This window comes from Parasutterella sp. St.1A3 (assembly GCF_059728705.1).
This window is the reverse complement of sequence record NZ_BAAGFK010000001.1, coordinates 2,501,009-2,516,154: the sequence shown is the minus strand read 5'-3', so window position 1 is coordinate 2,516,154 and position 15,146 is coordinate 2,501,009. Positions and strand designations below refer to the sequence as shown.

The window sequence follows — 15,146 nt, the reverse complement described above, 5'->3', positions numbered from 1 at the left end:
AAGGCGCAGATCCAAGCAATATACGTCATAGTTTTTTTGTCTCTTTTCTGTCCGGACAGCGCCCGGACAGTTTTAAGTTGAAATAGATCGATTAGTAAAGATTCTTAGAATCTTTCTGAATCATTGCGTCGGTCAGTTTTCCGCTCATGACTTTGTAAGCCCAGCCTGTGTAAAGCAGGACAATCGGCAGGAATACGATCGTGACGAACAGCATCGTGAACAGAGTCAGTTCAGAGCTCGTGCAGTCCCATGCCGTCAGAGAAGAGACGGGGTTGGAAGAGGACGGCATCAGGAACGGGAACATGGCGACCAGCGGAGTAAAGATGGTACCGATTTCTGCCAGAGAGGAGAAAACGATTGCGGCGCCGGCCTTCATTTTGCTCACGCATACGAACGAGAGGAGTGCTCCGGCAACAGAAAGAGCCGGGAATATCCAGAGGATCGGGTAGTTCATGTAGTTAGCGAACCAGGCGCCTGACTGAACTTCCACGGTTTTGCTCATCGGATTGGGAAGCATGTTCGGATCGATCGCAGAGGTAATGACATAGCCGTTGATACCCATGTAGACCCAAATACCTGCAAGGATGAAGAGTGCAAGGAAGAGCAGTGAAGAAATCTGACCGCAGACCTTAGCACGTCCCTGCAGCTCGCCCTCCGTACGGAGTACGAGGTAGTTGGAACCCTGAGCGACGACCATACAGATGGAAACCAGACCGCAGAGGATTGCGAACGGGTTAAGAAGGGCCCAGAAGGAGCCTGTGTAGAAGCTTCTCAGATGGTCGTCAAAGTGGAACGGAACACCTTCGAGGAGGTTGCCGAAAGCGACGCCGCACACAACCGGCGGGACAAAGCTTCCGAGGAAGAGAAGCCAGTCCCAAGTTCCTCTCCATGCGGTATTTGCGACCTTGCTGCGGTAATCAAAACCGACGGGGCGGAAGAACAGGGCAAAGAGGACAAGCAGCATTGCCCAGTAGAAGCCGGAGAAGGCGGTAGCGTAGATCAGAGGCCAAGCGGCGAAGATAGCGCCGCCGCCCGTGATGAACCATACCTGGTTTCCGTCCCAGTGAGGCGCGACGGAATTAATCATGACGCGTCTCTGGTCATCGGTTCTGCCGATAAAGGGGAGGAGTGTACCGACGCCCATATCCTGTCCGTCCATCACCGCAAAACCAGCAAGAAGCAGACCGATAAAGAGCCACCAAATAAGCTTGAGTATTTCGTAATCAATAAACATTCTCTCTCTCCTTATTTTGCAGCCTGTTCATGGTGATAAGCACCTGTGCCTAAAGCACTCGGTCCGAGTTTGGCAAAGCGTACCATCAGCCAGGCCTCAACGATCAGCAAGCCGGTATAGAGAACCACCAAGCTTCCCAGAGAGCCCCAAAGCGAGCCGACAGACAGTGAAGATACAGATAAGTGAGTCGGGAGGATTTCCCAAATCGTCCAGGGCTGGCGCCCGTATTCAGCAACGAACCAGCCGGCTTCGCATGCGATCCAGGGGAGCGGAACCGCAAACAGTACCAGTCGCAGCCAGAGACGTTTCTGAGCGACTACACGGCGAACCGAGTAGTAAACAGACAGTCCGAAGACAAGTAGCAGCGCAACGCCTGTACCCGCCATAATTCGGAAGGCGTAGAACATGGAGTTGACTGAATAAGGGATGGAGTCATCCGCGGCTTTCTGGATGTCTTCTTCGGTTACCTTAGCGCTGTCAGGCTGATATTTCTTAGTAAGAAGACCGAAGCCGAGGTCTTTCTTGTGCTGCTCAAAAATATTCTTAGCCTGTTCGTCCTTAGGATCCTTTCTGAGTTTTTCAAGCGCCTGAACGGCGACGACGCCCTGAGTGATTCGCTCTTTGTTCTGGGCAATAATGTCGTTAAGGCCCGGAAGAGTCTTATCGAGAGAACGAGTGGAGAGGATACCGGCGACCCAGGGGACGGTAATTTCAAAAGTGTTTTTCTTCTGTTCCGGATCTGCCCAGGCGAGGAGCGCCATAGGAGCGGGTGCAGGATCTGTATGCCAAATGCCTTCCATGGAAGCGAGTTTAGCCGGCTGATCCTGAGCAACGAGGTAACCGGATTCATCGCCCTGCTGAACGGTGAAAATCGCGGCGACAAGACCGAAGACAGCGGCGATACGGAAGCTGCGCTTAGCGAAGTCAAGATCTCTGTTTTTAAGGATGTAGTAAGCGGAAATCGCGAGCACGAAAGCCGCACCGGTGCAGTAGCCGGCGGAAACCGTGTGGAAGAACTTAGCCTGGGCCCAAGGGCTAAGGAAGACGTCGAAGAAATTCGTCATTTCCATTCGCATCGTCTGATAGTTGAATTCGGCGCCTGTCGGGTACTGCATCCAGCCGTTGGCGACAAGAATCCAGAGGGCGGATAAGTTAGAGCCGAGCGCCATCAGGAAAGTGCAGAGGAAGTGCGTGCCCTTTTTCAGACGGTTCCATCCGAAGAAGAACAAGCCGATAAATGTGGACTCAAGGAAGAACGCCATGAGGCCTTCAATCGCAAGAGGGGCTCCGAAAATGTCGCCGACATAATGGGAGTAATAGGACCAGTTCGTACCGAACTGGAATTCCATGGTAATACCGGTTGTAACGCCGAGAGCAAAGTTAATTCCGAAGAGTTTTCCCCAGAATTTAACCATGTCTTTGTACACTTGTTTGCCCGTGACCAGATAACAGGCCTCCATTGCTACCAAAAGCATGGAGAGACCGAGGGTCAGAGGCACGAACAAATAGTGATACATCGCTGTTGCGGCGAACTGCAGCCGTGACAGGTCAACTAATTCAGTCGAGATCATTATTTCTTTCCCTCCGTTTCATTCATAGGTTGAGGGGCTAAGATCCCGCTGCTGACAGTTTCAGGATCCTGACTTTTTCGGGTTTCCGGTCCGAAAAACATGAAAAAGATCGCAAATATACAGAGCATTTTGATGAATATGACCAGAAAAAGTTTAACGCTTAGTTTCTGTTCACCTTTTATCTCCGTTTTTTGTATATCTGTGTTTTTTTTCAGTTGTGTCATACCAGCAAGAACGAGCCCGGTTAATTTGCATTCAATTGGTTTATTTGTTGTTGGATTTTATTACGAATGACACGTCTGAGAGAACAGTAACCTCTTGATCTCTCATTATTTAGTTTCCGCTGTCGATAGTTGCATTCGGCGCAGGAACATCATCTCCGCTTTCCCAAGCGAATGGAAGGACGGCCATGAAGACAACGAAAATCACGGCTACGGCGACAACGAGCCATTTCCACAGAGATTTTTTCTCTTTTTTGTCCATATACAAAAAACACAAAATTAAATTGCAGACAAGCTAATCATTGCATAAATAACCTCCCGCAACGCTTTATTTGTCCAATTTGAGAAAGAAAAAACTCCGGAGGTCCGGAGTTTTTGAGCATTCGTTTGAAATTACTTCTCAGAGGCGTTTCGAGCTGTTGTTTTCTTCTTTACGGAAGAAGATTTTTTAGCCGCAGTACCAGCTGAGCCGGAGGTTTTTGCGGTTTTCTTGGACGCTGTCGTTTTTTTAGCAGTCGTTTTTTTGACTGTCTCACTGCCTTCAGCGGTTTTTGCTGCAGTTTTCTTTCTTGCAGCAGTTTTGCGTTTGGGCTTTTCTGCTTTTGTTTCCTCTGTTTCAGCCGTCTGTTTCTTTGGGCGGCTGCTTGCGGTCATGGCCGGATCCTTAAAAGTCGGGGCTCTGAGGATCTCAACGGGCTCCTTAGGTTCTTCCGGAACCTGAACTTCAGGGGCCGGCTCTTCTGTTTCGGTCTCATCTCTGCCCATCGGAATGACGACGATGGGAGGCGGCGCCTTAGCTTCTTCTTCGGTGATTTTCCAAAGGGCGAGGAGCTCTTTCTGAGTAGGGGCAGAGCCGACTTTCAGACGTTCGCGGCGAGCGGCGACGGAATCCCTGACAATTTTCTCAAGGCTGTCGAGCGGAATACGGTTCAAGTCAGTGAAGCGGATGGCGCATCTTTCCGGAATATAGTTCTGAAGAGAACTTTTATGCTGTTCCATGACTTCAGGTTCGGCGACGAAGAGAGTCATATCCTTATCGGTTGACTCTAAAGCGAATAACGGGCCATGGAGCTCATAGAAAGCCAGACCATAACGCATACTTTCCCTTACGCCTCTTGCGGAACGGCGAATCATACTGCAGACTCTTGCCATCGCGACCCGTCTGTCAGCGGGTAAGTCTCTGAGGTAACCTCCAACGGTAGTTGCGGTCAGGCCCATTAATTTCCTCCCTAAAACCAATTGCTTAGCCAAACTGTAATTATACCTCAATTTGACTTTTGAACTTAGGCCCGTCATCGGGAGATCGAGCGCCTGCAGCTGCAGACGCGACGATCTCTAAGGTTTTCCGTGATGATTTACCCGCTACTTCCAGAAAACAAACTTAGCGCTGAAGGGGACCTTCTGCAGTTTGCCGTTATCGGGCTGGGTACAGGAACCCTGAGGCATTCCGCCGACGGTATCCAGTCTTTGGATGTACCTAACTCCTTTGAAGACGCCTTCTCGGTCATCCGACACGGCCTGTAGGAGTGCAAGTTTATTGTCGACGGCGGGATTAGCCGGATTAACCCAGGCGGTTATATGCGAAGAAATGATTCTTGATCCGTCGCTGTGGTCAAAGGCCTGCATTGGTCCGCTGAGTTCAGCGACAGTTTCTCCGGCGCTGTTTGTCAGTTTGGCTTCGGGTCTTTCGAATTTCCAGTATCCGCCTCTCGCATCGACAGTGCAGCGAAAATACTGATAGCCTTTGGCATCAAGTGTCAGGAAAGGCGCTCCGGACTTAGGGCTCAAGACATCTGCTGACGGGGCATGTGAAGTGCCGGGGCCGTTCAAATCGCTCAAATGGCTGCAGCCGGCAAGAATGAAAGCAGGAATTAGACAGAGAAAAATTCGACTGTTCACGGCGATCTCCTAGTTACATATTGGTAAATGTAAAGTAAAAGTGCGGTATGTAATCCAATCGGTACCCTTTATAGGCGAACGCATCTTTGGTTAGGCTCGCGGATGGCTGCGAAAATGCAAAGACGCGATTAATGCAGCGAGAAGCAGAAGGCCCGAGCAGATGATATAAGGCAGTCCGCCCAGGACTGATCCCGGGGCCATGTGAGAGGTGTGTACTAAAAGAGGCGTTCCGAGAAGAGGTGCCAGAACACCCATTAAGCTTCCGAGTGCGCTGACAGCGCCGAGAGCCCGACCCTGATCTGCCGACGGGACTTCTTCAGACACGATTCCGTTTAGGGTTGGGGTTACGGCCATTGACAGAAAGTTGAGGACAATGATGAGGTATGCAAGAGCGCCTACAGTAATCAGTCCGAACCCAAGGTAAGCAGCCGCTCCGCTGAGAAGACCAAAAAGAATAAGCCGCTTCGGTCCGAAAAAAGCGAGCAGACTTTTGATGAACTTCCCTTGAATAATCCCGGTTACTGTGCCGATTGCAACCAGAGACAGTCCGATATCCATAGGAGACCAGTGGAATCGGAAGGTCGTAAAGAGCGACCAGGTTGAGTGGAGCAGGGACTGCACGAAGCTGCTGAGCGCGATGACAACAAGGAGCGCGCCGATTTGTTTGAATTTTCCGAGTTCGAGCAGAGACGAGATCGGATTGCATCTTGCAAATGTGACGGCGTTTGGATTTTTAATCCTGAGTGATTCCGGAAGGATAAATAGGCCGTAAAAGAAATTGAGGATTGCAAGGGTTCCGGCCAGAATGAACGGGAGTCGAATGCTGTATTCTCCGATGAGGCCGCCCGCTGCCGGGCCGAGGATAAATCCCACGCCAAAGCACGCTCCGATTTTTCCGAAGGCCGCGGCGCGCTGTTCTTTAGGTGTGACATCGGCAATATAAGCCTGAGCGACAGCGATATTGGCCGAGAACATTCCGCCGAGGACTCGTGACAGGAGGATGACAGTTAGGGAGTCGGAGAAGGCCGGAACAAAGAACATTACGCCCAGACCGAGAACCCCGAGCAAAAGAATCGGTCTGCGTCCCCATTTGTCTGACAGTGACCCGAGTGTCGGCGCAAGCGCAAACTGCATGAAACCGTAGGCGATCAGCATAGCGCCGAGCCACCAGGCCTGTGCCTGAGCGTTTTCTACAAGGGTTCCGACAAGTTTGGGAAGTACAGGAATGATTAAGCCGATCCCAAGAATGTCCAGAAAGATGTTGAACAGGACAAACGGGACAGCAGGGAGTCCTCGCGATAATTTCATGTAGAAGCCGTGCAAAAAAGGAACTATGAGTTTAGGAGAATTGCCAGAAAAAAAGTAAACTCAAAGCATAGTTACAAATCAATATAGTTAAAAACCATGAGAAGAACTTTTCCTTTCTTAATTTCACTTATTAAGCAGGGCTCGCTCGTTAAGCAGATTTTGGCAGGCCTTGTTCTTGGTATTGCTCTTGCCTTCATTTATCCGGAAGGAGCGAAGCTCTGCGGCATTTTAGGCAGTTTCTTTGTCAGTGCGCTTAAGGCTGTTGCACCTGTACTGGTATTCGTTTTGGTTGCCGCATCCATTGCCAATCAGGAAGGCCACACCGGCGGCGGCATTAAATCCATTTTGTTTCTTTATATGGTCGGTACTTTGCTTGCAGCTTTAGTTGCTGTTGTGGCGAGCTTCGTATTTCCGACCAGTATCGCGCTGGCGAATATTCAGGACGGAGTCACGGCCCCGGGAGGCATCGGAGAAGTTCTTCGCAACCTTCTTTTTAACATTGTTGACAATCCCGTGAAAGCGATTGCCAATGCGAACTACATAGGTATTCTTGCCTGGGCGATCAGCTTAGGTTTTGCGCTTCGTTATTCATCAGATCAGACAAAGAGCATTGTTTCCGATCTTTGTTTCAGTGTTGAGTACGTGGTTCGTGTTGTTATTCGTCTTGCTCCGATCGGCGTATTCGGCCTGGTGGCAGAAGTGGTTGCGACGACAGGTCTTGAAGGAATGCTGAGCTATGTTCGCCTGCTGTGCGTGCTGCTCGGTTCTATGGCTGTTATCGCGCTCATTGTCAATCCGCTTCTTGTTTTCCTCTGCACCAAAGAAAATCCCTATCCTCTGGTTTGGGCTTGTCTTAGAGAAAGCGGTGTTACAGCATTCTTTACGCGTTCTTCAGCGGCAAATATTCCGGTGAATATGAATCTTTGCCGCAAGCTTGGTCTGGATGAAAACCTTTATTCTCTTTCTATTCCGATCGGAGCAACCATCAACATGGGCGGCGCCGCGGTGACGATTACCGTACTCACACTTGCTGCAGCGCACACGCTTGGTATTCAAGTTGATGTCTTCACAGCGCTTCTTCTTTCTGTTGTTGCTTCCGTCTGTGCCTGTGGTGCTTCCGGTGTTCCCGGCGGTTCGCTGCTTCTGATTCCGCTTGCCTGCGGACTCTTCGGCATTGATCAGAATGTTGCGATGCAGGTCGTTGCGGTTGGTTTCGTCATCGGTGTACTTCAGGATTCGGCCGAAACCGCGCTGAATTCCTCAACGGACGTAGTCTTCACAGCCGCCGCCTCAAAGTACATTGAGCGAAAGAAAACTAAGGAGTAAGTCCTCACTTTCATAAAAAAGGACCGAATCGGAGATTAGTCTGATTCGGTCCATTTTTTTGTGGCTATTTGCTGCCGTCTTCTGCTTTTGTTTCTTCTGTCGGGACTGCGGTCTGTTCAGTTTGTCCGCTTCGCGGTTTTTGTTTACGAGAAGCGAGGATCTTGTCAAAGAGGCAGTTTGGAATCAGGCACAGAATTTTAGAAAGGATGCCCATTTGGTAGGGGATTGTCGCATATGAACGGCCCGCCATGATGACTTTGACGGCTTCCTTGGCGAATTCTTCCGGTTCCATAATGAAGGGCATCTTATAAGGATTGTGCGCTGTCAGCGGTGTCCTAACAAATCCCGGCGATATGGTCACCACTTTAACCCCGTACTTTTGCATTTCCACGCGCAGGCTTTCGCAATAGGTGATGGCGGCGGACTTACTGGCGCAGTATGCTTCGCTGCCCGGCAGGCCTCTGATGCCGGCCACGCTGGCAATACCGACCAATGTTCCGAGTTTGCGGCTGATCATCGGGTCGATAAATGCGTGAAACGTAGAAGCCATGGCGAAAACATTCGTATCAAAGACCTTGTTAAAAACGTCCAGGTCTTCGCGATACTGAGTTTTTACGCCGACAGAGATGCCGGCACAGGCGATAGCGATATCCGTTCCTCCGCACTGCTGATCAAATTTGCGGGCTTCCTCGATCAGTTTATCTCTGTCGGTCACGTCACAGACGATAGCTGTGTGGAGTTCCGGATGAGGAAGCGAGGCGATCAGTTCATCGAGTTTATCCTTTCGGCGAGCGACAAGTCCAAGCGTCGCGCCGTTAGCGGCAAATTCCTTGGCAAGCGCCTGACCGATACCGCTCGAGGCTCCGGTGAGAAAAATATTCATGTAAGAACTCCAGGTTAAATCGTTCCGGACGGAGGCTTCCGCCCCTTCATTTTTATTAGTTTAGATAAAAAGCAAAGTGTTTTGCCAAAATAAAAAGGCGCTCTGAAGCGCCTTCTCAGTCGGGCTTATTTTTTAGCTTTTCTTTCCTTATCGATGAGGAACTCCATCACTTGGATAGCGCCTTCACGCGTTCCGACCATGTGAGGTGCGGTGACATATTTGCCGTTGACCGCATTAGCTGGGGTTCCGTCAATGTTGTAAGCCTGCCACGTTTTGAAAGCGCGGTCGTTTTTCATCTTGGTAGAGAAAGAGTTGGCCGCTTTCATGAAATCGTCACGGTCAAGCCCCTGGGTTGCCAGGAAATCCGCAATGCTTTCGATTGTCGGAAAGTCTTTACGCTGTTTGATGACTGCTTCAAACAGCGTTTCATGATAGGGATGCAGTTTGTTCAATGCTTCCAAGGCGTAATAAGCCTTGGAGTACTGGAAGTATTTATCAGACCACGCCACCGGAACACGAACGAACTCGACGTCCTCAGGGAGTTTTTCTGCCCAAGGTTCTAATGTTTTTTCGTAGGTGTAGCAGTGAGGGCAGGTATAAGCAAAGAAAGAAATTACTTCGATCTTTTTAGGGTTCTGTGTTTGAACAGGAGTCTTTAAAACGGTGTAATCCGTACCCTCTTCAGGATGTTCCGCCGAAGCAAAACTAAGTGCCGGGATGGCCAGACAAGCTGCAAGGAGAATTCTACGAAGCATAAAAGTCCTAACTAAATAAAAATTCAAGGCCCGAAAAGCAGTTACTTAATTCTTCCGGTGATTGCCTGAATAGAGTTTTCTAATAACTTTGTACGTACGAAATTTGCCTCCTGGACAGTTCCGTACGGCCCGAGACGGACGCGATAAAGTGTTTTACCTTCGTCGGTTCTGGGGATCACGCGTGATTCAAACCCAAGGAGCGCAAGCTCAGCTCTGCGGTTTTCTGCTTCTGCCTCGGAACTGAACGCTCCGGCCTGAACAACGAATCTTGAACCCTGTTCCTGCTGAAGTTTAGCTTCCGCGTCCGCTTGTTCGGCAGTCGGCGGTTCAACAGTTACAACTTTGCTCTTAGGAGCATTGCTCGGAGCACCGCCGGTTTCTGAGAGCGGTTTGTTAGGATCAGGGATCATACCTCCGGCGATCGGGTTAATTTTTTCGCTCGCCTGGTTGACCTTATTCACAAACGGGATTGGAGCCTTAGTGATGTAAAGCGCTGCGGCCGCGCAGCAGCCGACACCGACTACCGCGCCTACCAGTACGCCGTAAAACCAAGTTCCAAAACCGCCGCCGGATTTACTTGCCATAAAACAGTTCCGTTAATTAATTTTGTTCAGTTTCTCTTTCCAGACGTTCCGGGGCAGAAATTCCAAGAATCTCAAGGCCGTTTCTCAGTACTCGGCGTGTCGCGAGTAAAAGAGCCAGTCTTGCATTTCTTGTTTTTGTCTCATCGACCAGCACTCGCTCTGCGTTGTAGAGAGAGTGGAAGTCGGCAGCCAGATCCTTCAGGTAGGTGACGACGCTCTGTGGGGAGAGATCGTCAGCGGCCTGAGCCAGTGCGGCAGGGAAGTCTGAAAGTTTGTTCAGCAGCACGGTTTCCGCCGGCGTGGTCAGAGAAGACAGATCCGCGGCTGCGAGTGTCTTTTCAGAAGGAACATTAAAGCCTTTTTCTTCTGCCTGTCTCAGTACGGAGCAGATTCTGGCGTGCGCATACTGCAGGTAATAAACCGGATTTTCGTCTGACTGGCTGAGAGCCAAGTCGATATCGAATACAAATTCGGCATCGGCCTTACGGTTAACCATAAAGAGGCGTGCCGCATCTTTTCCGACCCATTCGACCAAATCGGCGAGCGTCACATAGTTGCCTGCGCGCTTGCTCATTTTCAGCGGCTTGCCGTCTTTCACAAGCTGCAGCATGGTGTGGAGCATATATTCCGGGAAGTCCTTCGGAATGGTATATCCGTATGCCCCGGAAGCGGCCTGAATGCCGGCGCGAACTCGTGCAATTGTTCCGAAATGGTCGGTTCCCTGAATATTAATCGCACGGGAATGGCCGCGTTCGAATTTGGCAAGGTGGTATGCAACGTCCGGGATGAAATAGGTGTAGGTTCCATCCGCTTTGCGCATAACACGGTCTTTATCGTCGCCGTAATCGGTGCTCTTAAACCACAGCGCGCCGTCTTTCTCGTAAGTTTTTCCGGCATCCTTGATGGCCTGAACTGCTTTTTCTACTCGACCGTCTTTGTAAAGAGAGCTTTCGAGATAATAGTTGTCGAAAGAGACGTCGAGCGCTTCAAGGTCGCGGTGCTGCTCATTTCTGAGGTAGGCAACCGAGTAAGTGCGGATATCCTCGAGGTCATCCGGGTTTCCGGAGCTTGTAATGACGCCGCCGTCGAACGTCTGAATATCTTTTTTAGCCAAGTAATCTTTAGCGATATCGACGATATAGAGTCCGTGATAGCCGTCTTCGGGGAATACAACATTCTCGCCCAGAAGTTCTTTAGCTCTTGCCTGAACGCTGATGGCAAGATTGTGGATTTGAACCCCGGCGTCGTTGTAATAGAACTCACGAGTAACAGACCAGCCCTGGCTTTTCAGCATACGGGAGAGGACATCTCCGAGCGCAGCCTGTCTTGCATGACCGAGATGCAGAGGTCCGGTCGGATTTGCGGAGACGTATTCCAGCAGAACTGACTGACCGGTGTGTTCATCCGAGCATCCATATGCCGCCCCTTCTTTAAGGATAAGGGGAACAACAGCCTGTTTTGCAGCTTCCGAGAGCGTCATATTGATGAAGCCCGGGCCGGCGATCTGGATGGCGGAAATGAGTTCCTTGGTCTGCGGGTTCTCATTTAATTTGGCAACGATCTGTTCGGCGATCGCACGCGGAGGCATTTTCATAGCCTTGGCGCACTGGAGGGCGACGGTGCAGGCGACGTCTCCGTGAGCAGTCTGTTTGGGCCGCTCTAAAACAATTTTTGCATCAGAAGGTGCTCCGACGGCCTGCAGCGCAGATGCAAAAAGCTGAAGAATTTCTTTCTTCTGATTGGCGAGCATATCGACCTCTAAAAATTATTCGTTGTCTTTATTAAAAGCGATGGAAGCGAAAGCGGAATGATTGTGGATAGACTCGAAGTTTTCAGCCTCTACAGTAAAGGAGAGGATAGAAGGTTCATCCTGGCAGCGAATTGCGACATCGCGCACGAGGTCTTCAACGAATTTCGGGTTTTCGTAGGCGTGTTCGGTGACGAACTTCTCATCGGAGCGTTTCAGAAGGCCCCAGACCTGGCAGGAAGCGCTGCTTTCAATCATTTCGATTTGTTTTTCGATCGGGAAGTTTGTCTGGACCTCGGCGCTGATCGAAACGTGAGAGCGCTGATTATGAGCTCCGTATTTACTGATTTCTTTGCTGCAGGGGCAAAGACTTGTGACGGGAGCAGTCACTTTCTGGAAGACTGTTGTTTGTCCGTTTAGCGTCTCGGCAACGAGTTCAACGTCGTAATCCATGGTGCTTTCAAGTTCGGAAACAGGCGCCTTTTTCTCCATGAAGAATGGGAAGCACAGGCGGATGTAACCCTCATCAGCCTTAAGCGATTCCAGCATTTGGCTGATGACTTCTTTGAGCATCACAGGTGCGAAAGGTTTCTCAACGCTTCCGAGCAGAGTCCAGAAGCGGGACATGTGCGTGCCTTTTTTGTCAGCGGGCAGCGCTACGTACATTTCGACGTGAGCGACAGTGTGCTGAGCACCTGACTGGCTTTTAACAAGAATCGGTGTACGAATGCCCTTGACACCGACTTTCTGAATAGGAATATTTCTTCTGTCCGTACTGGACTGGACATCAGGAAGGACCATCAATGTAGATTCTGTCATTGGTTTGATAAATTAAAATTAGGTCAAATACCTCGACCATACTAATTAGAAGTCTGAAAAGTATACCGCCAATTTAGGAAAGCTCCGATTTCTGGAGCCTATCTAGGTAACAAGCCGTGAAGTGCGGGAGAAAACAGAAATATTTCAAAACGCATTGATCTCGTTATTTCTCTTTTGTCAAAGTAGAATGAAACTGCCTTTCCTTCTATTAATTGTTAGGAGCAGACTTTGAACATTCAATTTTCCAAGTTCATTGTGCCGGTTTTACTGATAGCGGTCGGCCTGGCGGCAGCCATGTTTATTCTGCCGGTTCTCGGAGCCGTCCTCATCGGCGCGTTTGCGCTATCAGGGCTGCTTTGGCTGAGCGGGAAAATCTTTGCAGTATTTCAAGGACAGACGGATTATTCAGAAGATAATCCCGGCGATTATTACAGAACGGACAATAATTCCGGCCGCGGCGGCAGCATTGTGCCTAAGAACTGGCATAAAAGCGAGGCCGTTGATGCGGAAATCATCTCCGAAGAGAAAGTTGTAAAAAAAGATTAATAATTTATGCAGAGAACTTCTGACAAAAAAATTCCGATTTCACAGACTCGAGCCGCTGTCATTGCGCGTACTTCACTTTATGTGATTTCAGCAGTGATGATGGGCAAAGCGCTGGCCGGTCTGAGTGAGGGAGACACAGCTGAGAGCTTAGGAAACATGGGACTTGCGCTTATTTTTGCAGGGATGTGTTTCAGAAGCAGTGAGTTTGCCATTTTGACTTACGTCACGGACGGGAAAAAGCGTGAAGAAGCGTTGAAGAAACTGCGCGATGCGGAGGATCAGAACCGTCCCTGGGTTGGCTGGATGGTTCGTCTCGGATGGGTTCTGACAATGTTCGGCGTCGGCGCTCAATTGTCAACTCTCATTTAATTATGTAGAATTACGCTTCTGCTTACGAGCGGAGGGGTGCCCGAGTGGCTAAAGGGGGCAGACTGTAAATCTGTTGGCTTACGCCTACGATGGTTCGAATCCATCCCCCTCCACCAAATGACTCAATCTAAAGAGGTTTGTAAGAGCTCGTAAAAATATATCTTCAGCAGGCTTGACAAAGAAAAAGTTCTTTGGCAAAATCTGCGTTCTCCAAATGTGGAGGGGTGCCCGAGTGGCTAAAGGGGGCAGACTGTAAATCTGTTGGCTTACGCCTACGATGGTTCGAATCCATCCCCCTCCACCAAGATTTCCAAAGAAAGTGTTCAGTTGAACATTTGCTTTGAGCGGGTGTAGCTCAATGGTAGAGCAGAAGCCTTCCAAGCTTATGACGAGGGTTCGATTCCCTTCACCCGCTCCAATCGCCCATGTGGCTCAGTGGTAGAGCACTCCCTTGGTAAGGGAGAGGTCACGCGTTCGATCCGCGTCATGGGCACCAGTTATTTAATAGTCTGACAGAGTCAGGCGCTTCAGGAGCTACACATGGCAAAGGGTAAGTACGAAAGAACAAAGCCCCACGTGAACGTGGGTACCATCGGTCACGTTGACCATGGCAAAACAACTCTGACGGCTGCTATCACAACCGTTCTTTCCAACAAGTTCGGCGGCGAAGCCAAAGCCTACGATCAGATTGACGCTGCTCCTGAAGAAAAAGCACGCGGCATCACGATCAACACCGCTCACGTTGAATACGAAACTGAAAAGCGTCACTACGCTCACGTTGACTGCCCGGGACACGCTGACTACGTTAAGAACATGATTACCGGTGCTGCCCAGATGGACGGCGCTATTCTGGTTGTTTCCGCTTCTGACGGCCCGATGCCGCAGACTCGTGAACACATTCTTCTTGCTCGTCAGGTTGGTGTTCCCTACATCATCGTTTACCTCAACAAGTGCGACCTCGTCGAAGACGAAGAACTGCTTGAACTGGTTGAAATGGAAGTTCGCGAACTTCTGAGCAACTACGACTTCCCGGGCGATGACATTCCTATCATCAAGGGTTCTGCCCGTATGGCTCTCGAAGGCGACAAAGGCCCGATGGGTGAAGAATCCATCCTGAAGCTTGCCGACACACTCGACTCTTACATTCCGACACCGGAACGCGCTATTGATCAGCCGTTCCTTATGCCGGTTGAAGACGTGTTCTCGATTTCCGGCCGCGGTACAGTTGTGACCGGCCGTGTCGAACGCGGTGTCATCAAAGTTGGTGATGAAGTTGAAATCGTCGGTATTCGTCCGACACAGAAGACCACCTGCACAGGCGTTGAAATGTTCCGCAAACTGCTGGATCAGGGCGAAGCCGGTGACAACGTTGGTATTCTTCTTCGCGGTACAAAGCGTGAAGACGTTGAACGCGGCCAGGTTCTTGCTAAACCGGGCACCATCACACCGCACACAGAATTCCAGGCAGAAGTTTACGTTCTGACCAAGGAAGAAGGCGGTCGTCACACACCGTTCTTCAAAGGCTATCGTCCGCAGTTCTACTTCCGTACAACTGACGTTACCGGCACAATTCAGCTGCCTGAAGGCGTTGAAATGGTTATGCCCGGCGACAACATCCGTATGGACGTTACACTGATCGCCCCGATCGCTATGGAAGAAGGTCTTCGCTTCGCTATCCGTGAAGGCGGCCACACTGTCGGTGCCGGCGTTGTTTCTAAGATCGAAGCCTAATAAGTTTTAAGCTCTCTCGTTTGAGAGAGTCAATAGGGGTATAGCTCAATTGGCAGAGCGACGGTCTCCAAAACCGTAGGTTGAGGGTTCGATTCCTTCTGCCCCTGCCACAATTCAGAACCGCGGTCCTCGGATCGCGGTTTGATTTCACCG

General features: G+C 50.2%; 16 protein-coding genes and 5 tRNA genes. 9 read left to right on the top strand and 12 right to left on the bottom strand.

The window, feature by feature from the left end; genetic code table 11:
- Positions 1 to 91: 91 nt before the first annotated feature.
- The 7 genes from cydB to AC6I1F_RS11725 all read right to left on the bottom strand — a co-directional run bounded on the left by cydB (position 92) and on the right by AC6I1F_RS11725 (position 6,233).
- On the bottom strand, positions 92 to 1,234 hold the full coding sequence (cydB, locus tag AC6I1F_RS11755) for a cytochrome d ubiquinol oxidase subunit II (protein WP_160336214.1): 1,143 nt from the start codon (positions 1,232 to 1,234) through the stop codon (positions 92 to 94).
- A gap of 11 nt (positions 1,235 to 1,245) precedes the next feature.
- Positions 1,246 to 2,805 carry a cytochrome ubiquinol oxidase subunit I gene (locus tag AC6I1F_RS11750; RefSeq protein WP_160336213.1) on the bottom strand — a complete coding sequence of 520 codons (1,560 nt, stop codon included), beginning with the start codon at positions 2,803 to 2,805 and terminating at the stop codon, positions 1,246 to 1,248.
- Complete coding sequence (gene cydP, locus AC6I1F_RS11745; RefSeq protein ID WP_289171402.1) at positions 2,805 to 3,029, bottom strand: cytochrome oxidase putative small subunit CydP; 225 nt, start codon at positions 3,027 to 3,029, stop codon at positions 2,805 to 2,807. The genes AC6I1F_RS11750 and cydP overlap by 1 nt, the downstream gene beginning before the upstream one ends.
- Positions 3,030 to 3,138: 109 nt before the next feature.
- Complete coding sequence (locus AC6I1F_RS11740) at positions 3,139 to 3,288, bottom strand: hypothetical protein (RefSeq protein WP_160336212.1); 150 nt, start codon at positions 3,286 to 3,288, stop codon at positions 3,139 to 3,141.
- 131 nt (positions 3,289 to 3,419) lie between these two features.
- Positions 3,420 to 4,244 (bottom strand): DUF1801 domain-containing protein, encoded by an 825-nt coding sequence (locus AC6I1F_RS11735; RefSeq protein WP_160336211.1) that lies wholly within the window; start codon positions 4,242 to 4,244, stop codon positions 3,420 to 3,422.
- A 144-nt stretch (positions 4,245 to 4,388) separates the two neighbouring features.
- A complete protein-coding gene (locus AC6I1F_RS11730) occupies positions 4,389 to 4,925 on the bottom strand; it encodes a DUF3455 domain-containing protein (protein ID WP_251451396.1) in 537 nt (178 codons plus the stop codon).
- Positions 4,926 to 5,015: 90 nt separating this feature from the next.
- Positions 5,016 to 6,233: an MFS transporter gene (locus AC6I1F_RS11725; protein WP_160336210.1), complete on the bottom strand. Its 1,218-nt coding sequence runs from the start codon at positions 6,231 to 6,233 to the stop codon at positions 5,016 to 5,018.
- A 96-nt stretch (positions 6,234 to 6,329) separates the two neighbouring features.
- Here AC6I1F_RS11725 and sstT point away from each other — a divergent pair, with 96 nt between their 5' ends.
- A complete protein-coding gene (gene sstT / locus AC6I1F_RS11720) occupies positions 6,330 to 7,559 on the top strand; it encodes a serine/threonine transporter SstT (RefSeq protein WP_160336209.1) in 1,230 nt (409 codons plus the stop codon).
- 64 nt (positions 7,560 to 7,623) lie between these two features.
- Here sstT and AC6I1F_RS11715 read toward each other — a convergent pair whose 3' ends face one another.
- The 5 genes from AC6I1F_RS11715 to folE2 form a co-directional block, all read right to left on the bottom strand.
- Entirely contained in the window at positions 7,624 to 8,442 is an 819-nt protein-coding gene (locus AC6I1F_RS11715) for an SDR family oxidoreductase (RefSeq protein ID WP_251570217.1), read from the bottom strand.
- A gap of 125 nt (positions 8,443 to 8,567) precedes the next feature.
- On the bottom strand, positions 8,568 to 9,197 hold the full coding sequence (locus AC6I1F_RS11710; protein WP_160336354.1) for a thiol:disulfide interchange protein DsbA/DsbL: 630 nt from the start codon (positions 9,195 to 9,197) through the stop codon (positions 8,568 to 8,570).
- A 41-nt stretch (positions 9,198 to 9,238) separates the two neighbouring features.
- Entirely contained in the window at positions 9,239 to 9,781 is a 543-nt protein-coding gene (locus AC6I1F_RS11705) for an SPOR domain-containing protein (protein WP_251570216.1), read from the bottom strand.
- A gap of 16 nt (positions 9,782 to 9,797) precedes the next feature.
- Positions 9,798 to 11,531, bottom strand: coding sequence for an arginine--tRNA ligase (argS, locus tag AC6I1F_RS11700; RefSeq protein ID WP_290432533.1), 1,734 nt, complete (start codon positions 11,529 to 11,531; stop codon positions 9,798 to 9,800).
- A 15-nt stretch (positions 11,532 to 11,546) separates the two neighbouring features.
- Positions 11,547 to 12,347 carry a GTP cyclohydrolase FolE2 gene (folE2, locus tag AC6I1F_RS11695; protein ID WP_160336357.1) on the bottom strand — a complete coding sequence of 267 codons (801 nt, stop codon included), beginning with the start codon at positions 12,345 to 12,347 and terminating at the stop codon, positions 11,547 to 11,549.
- Between the two features lie 228 nt (positions 12,348 to 12,575).
- On the opposite strand from folE2, the gene AC6I1F_RS11690 reads away from it, so the two are divergent.
- The 8 genes from AC6I1F_RS11690 (at position 12,576) to AC6I1F_RS11655 (ending at position 15,103) form a co-directional block, all read left to right on the top strand.
- Positions 12,576 to 12,893, top strand: a complete 318-nt coding sequence (locus tag AC6I1F_RS11690) for a hypothetical protein (RefSeq protein WP_160336358.1) — start codon at positions 12,576 to 12,578, stop codon at positions 12,891 to 12,893.
- A 6-nt stretch (positions 12,894 to 12,899) separates the two neighbouring features.
- Positions 12,900 to 13,262, top strand: a complete 363-nt coding sequence (locus tag AC6I1F_RS11685) for a hypothetical protein (RefSeq protein WP_160336359.1) — start codon at positions 12,900 to 12,902, stop codon at positions 13,260 to 13,262.
- A 30-nt stretch (positions 13,263 to 13,292) separates the two neighbouring features.
- Positions 13,293 to 13,378, top strand: a tRNA-Tyr gene (locus AC6I1F_RS11680).
- A 102-nt stretch (positions 13,379 to 13,480) separates the two neighbouring features.
- Positions 13,481 to 13,566, top strand: a tRNA-Tyr gene (locus AC6I1F_RS11675).
- A gap of 40 nt (positions 13,567 to 13,606) precedes the next feature.
- Positions 13,607 to 13,680, top strand: a tRNA-Gly gene (locus tag AC6I1F_RS11670).
- Between the two features lie 3 nt (positions 13,681 to 13,683).
- Positions 13,684 to 13,758, top strand: a tRNA-Thr gene (locus tag AC6I1F_RS11665).
- 44 nt (positions 13,759 to 13,802) lie between these two features.
- On the top strand, positions 13,803 to 14,993 hold the full coding sequence (tuf, locus tag AC6I1F_RS11660; RefSeq protein WP_160335496.1) for an elongation factor Tu: 1,191 nt from the start codon (positions 13,803 to 13,805) through the stop codon (positions 14,991 to 14,993).
- Between the two features lie 34 nt (positions 14,994 to 15,027).
- A tRNA-Trp gene (locus AC6I1F_RS11655) sits at positions 15,028 to 15,103 on the top strand.
- The last annotated feature ends 43 nt before the right edge of the window (positions 15,104 to 15,146 follow it).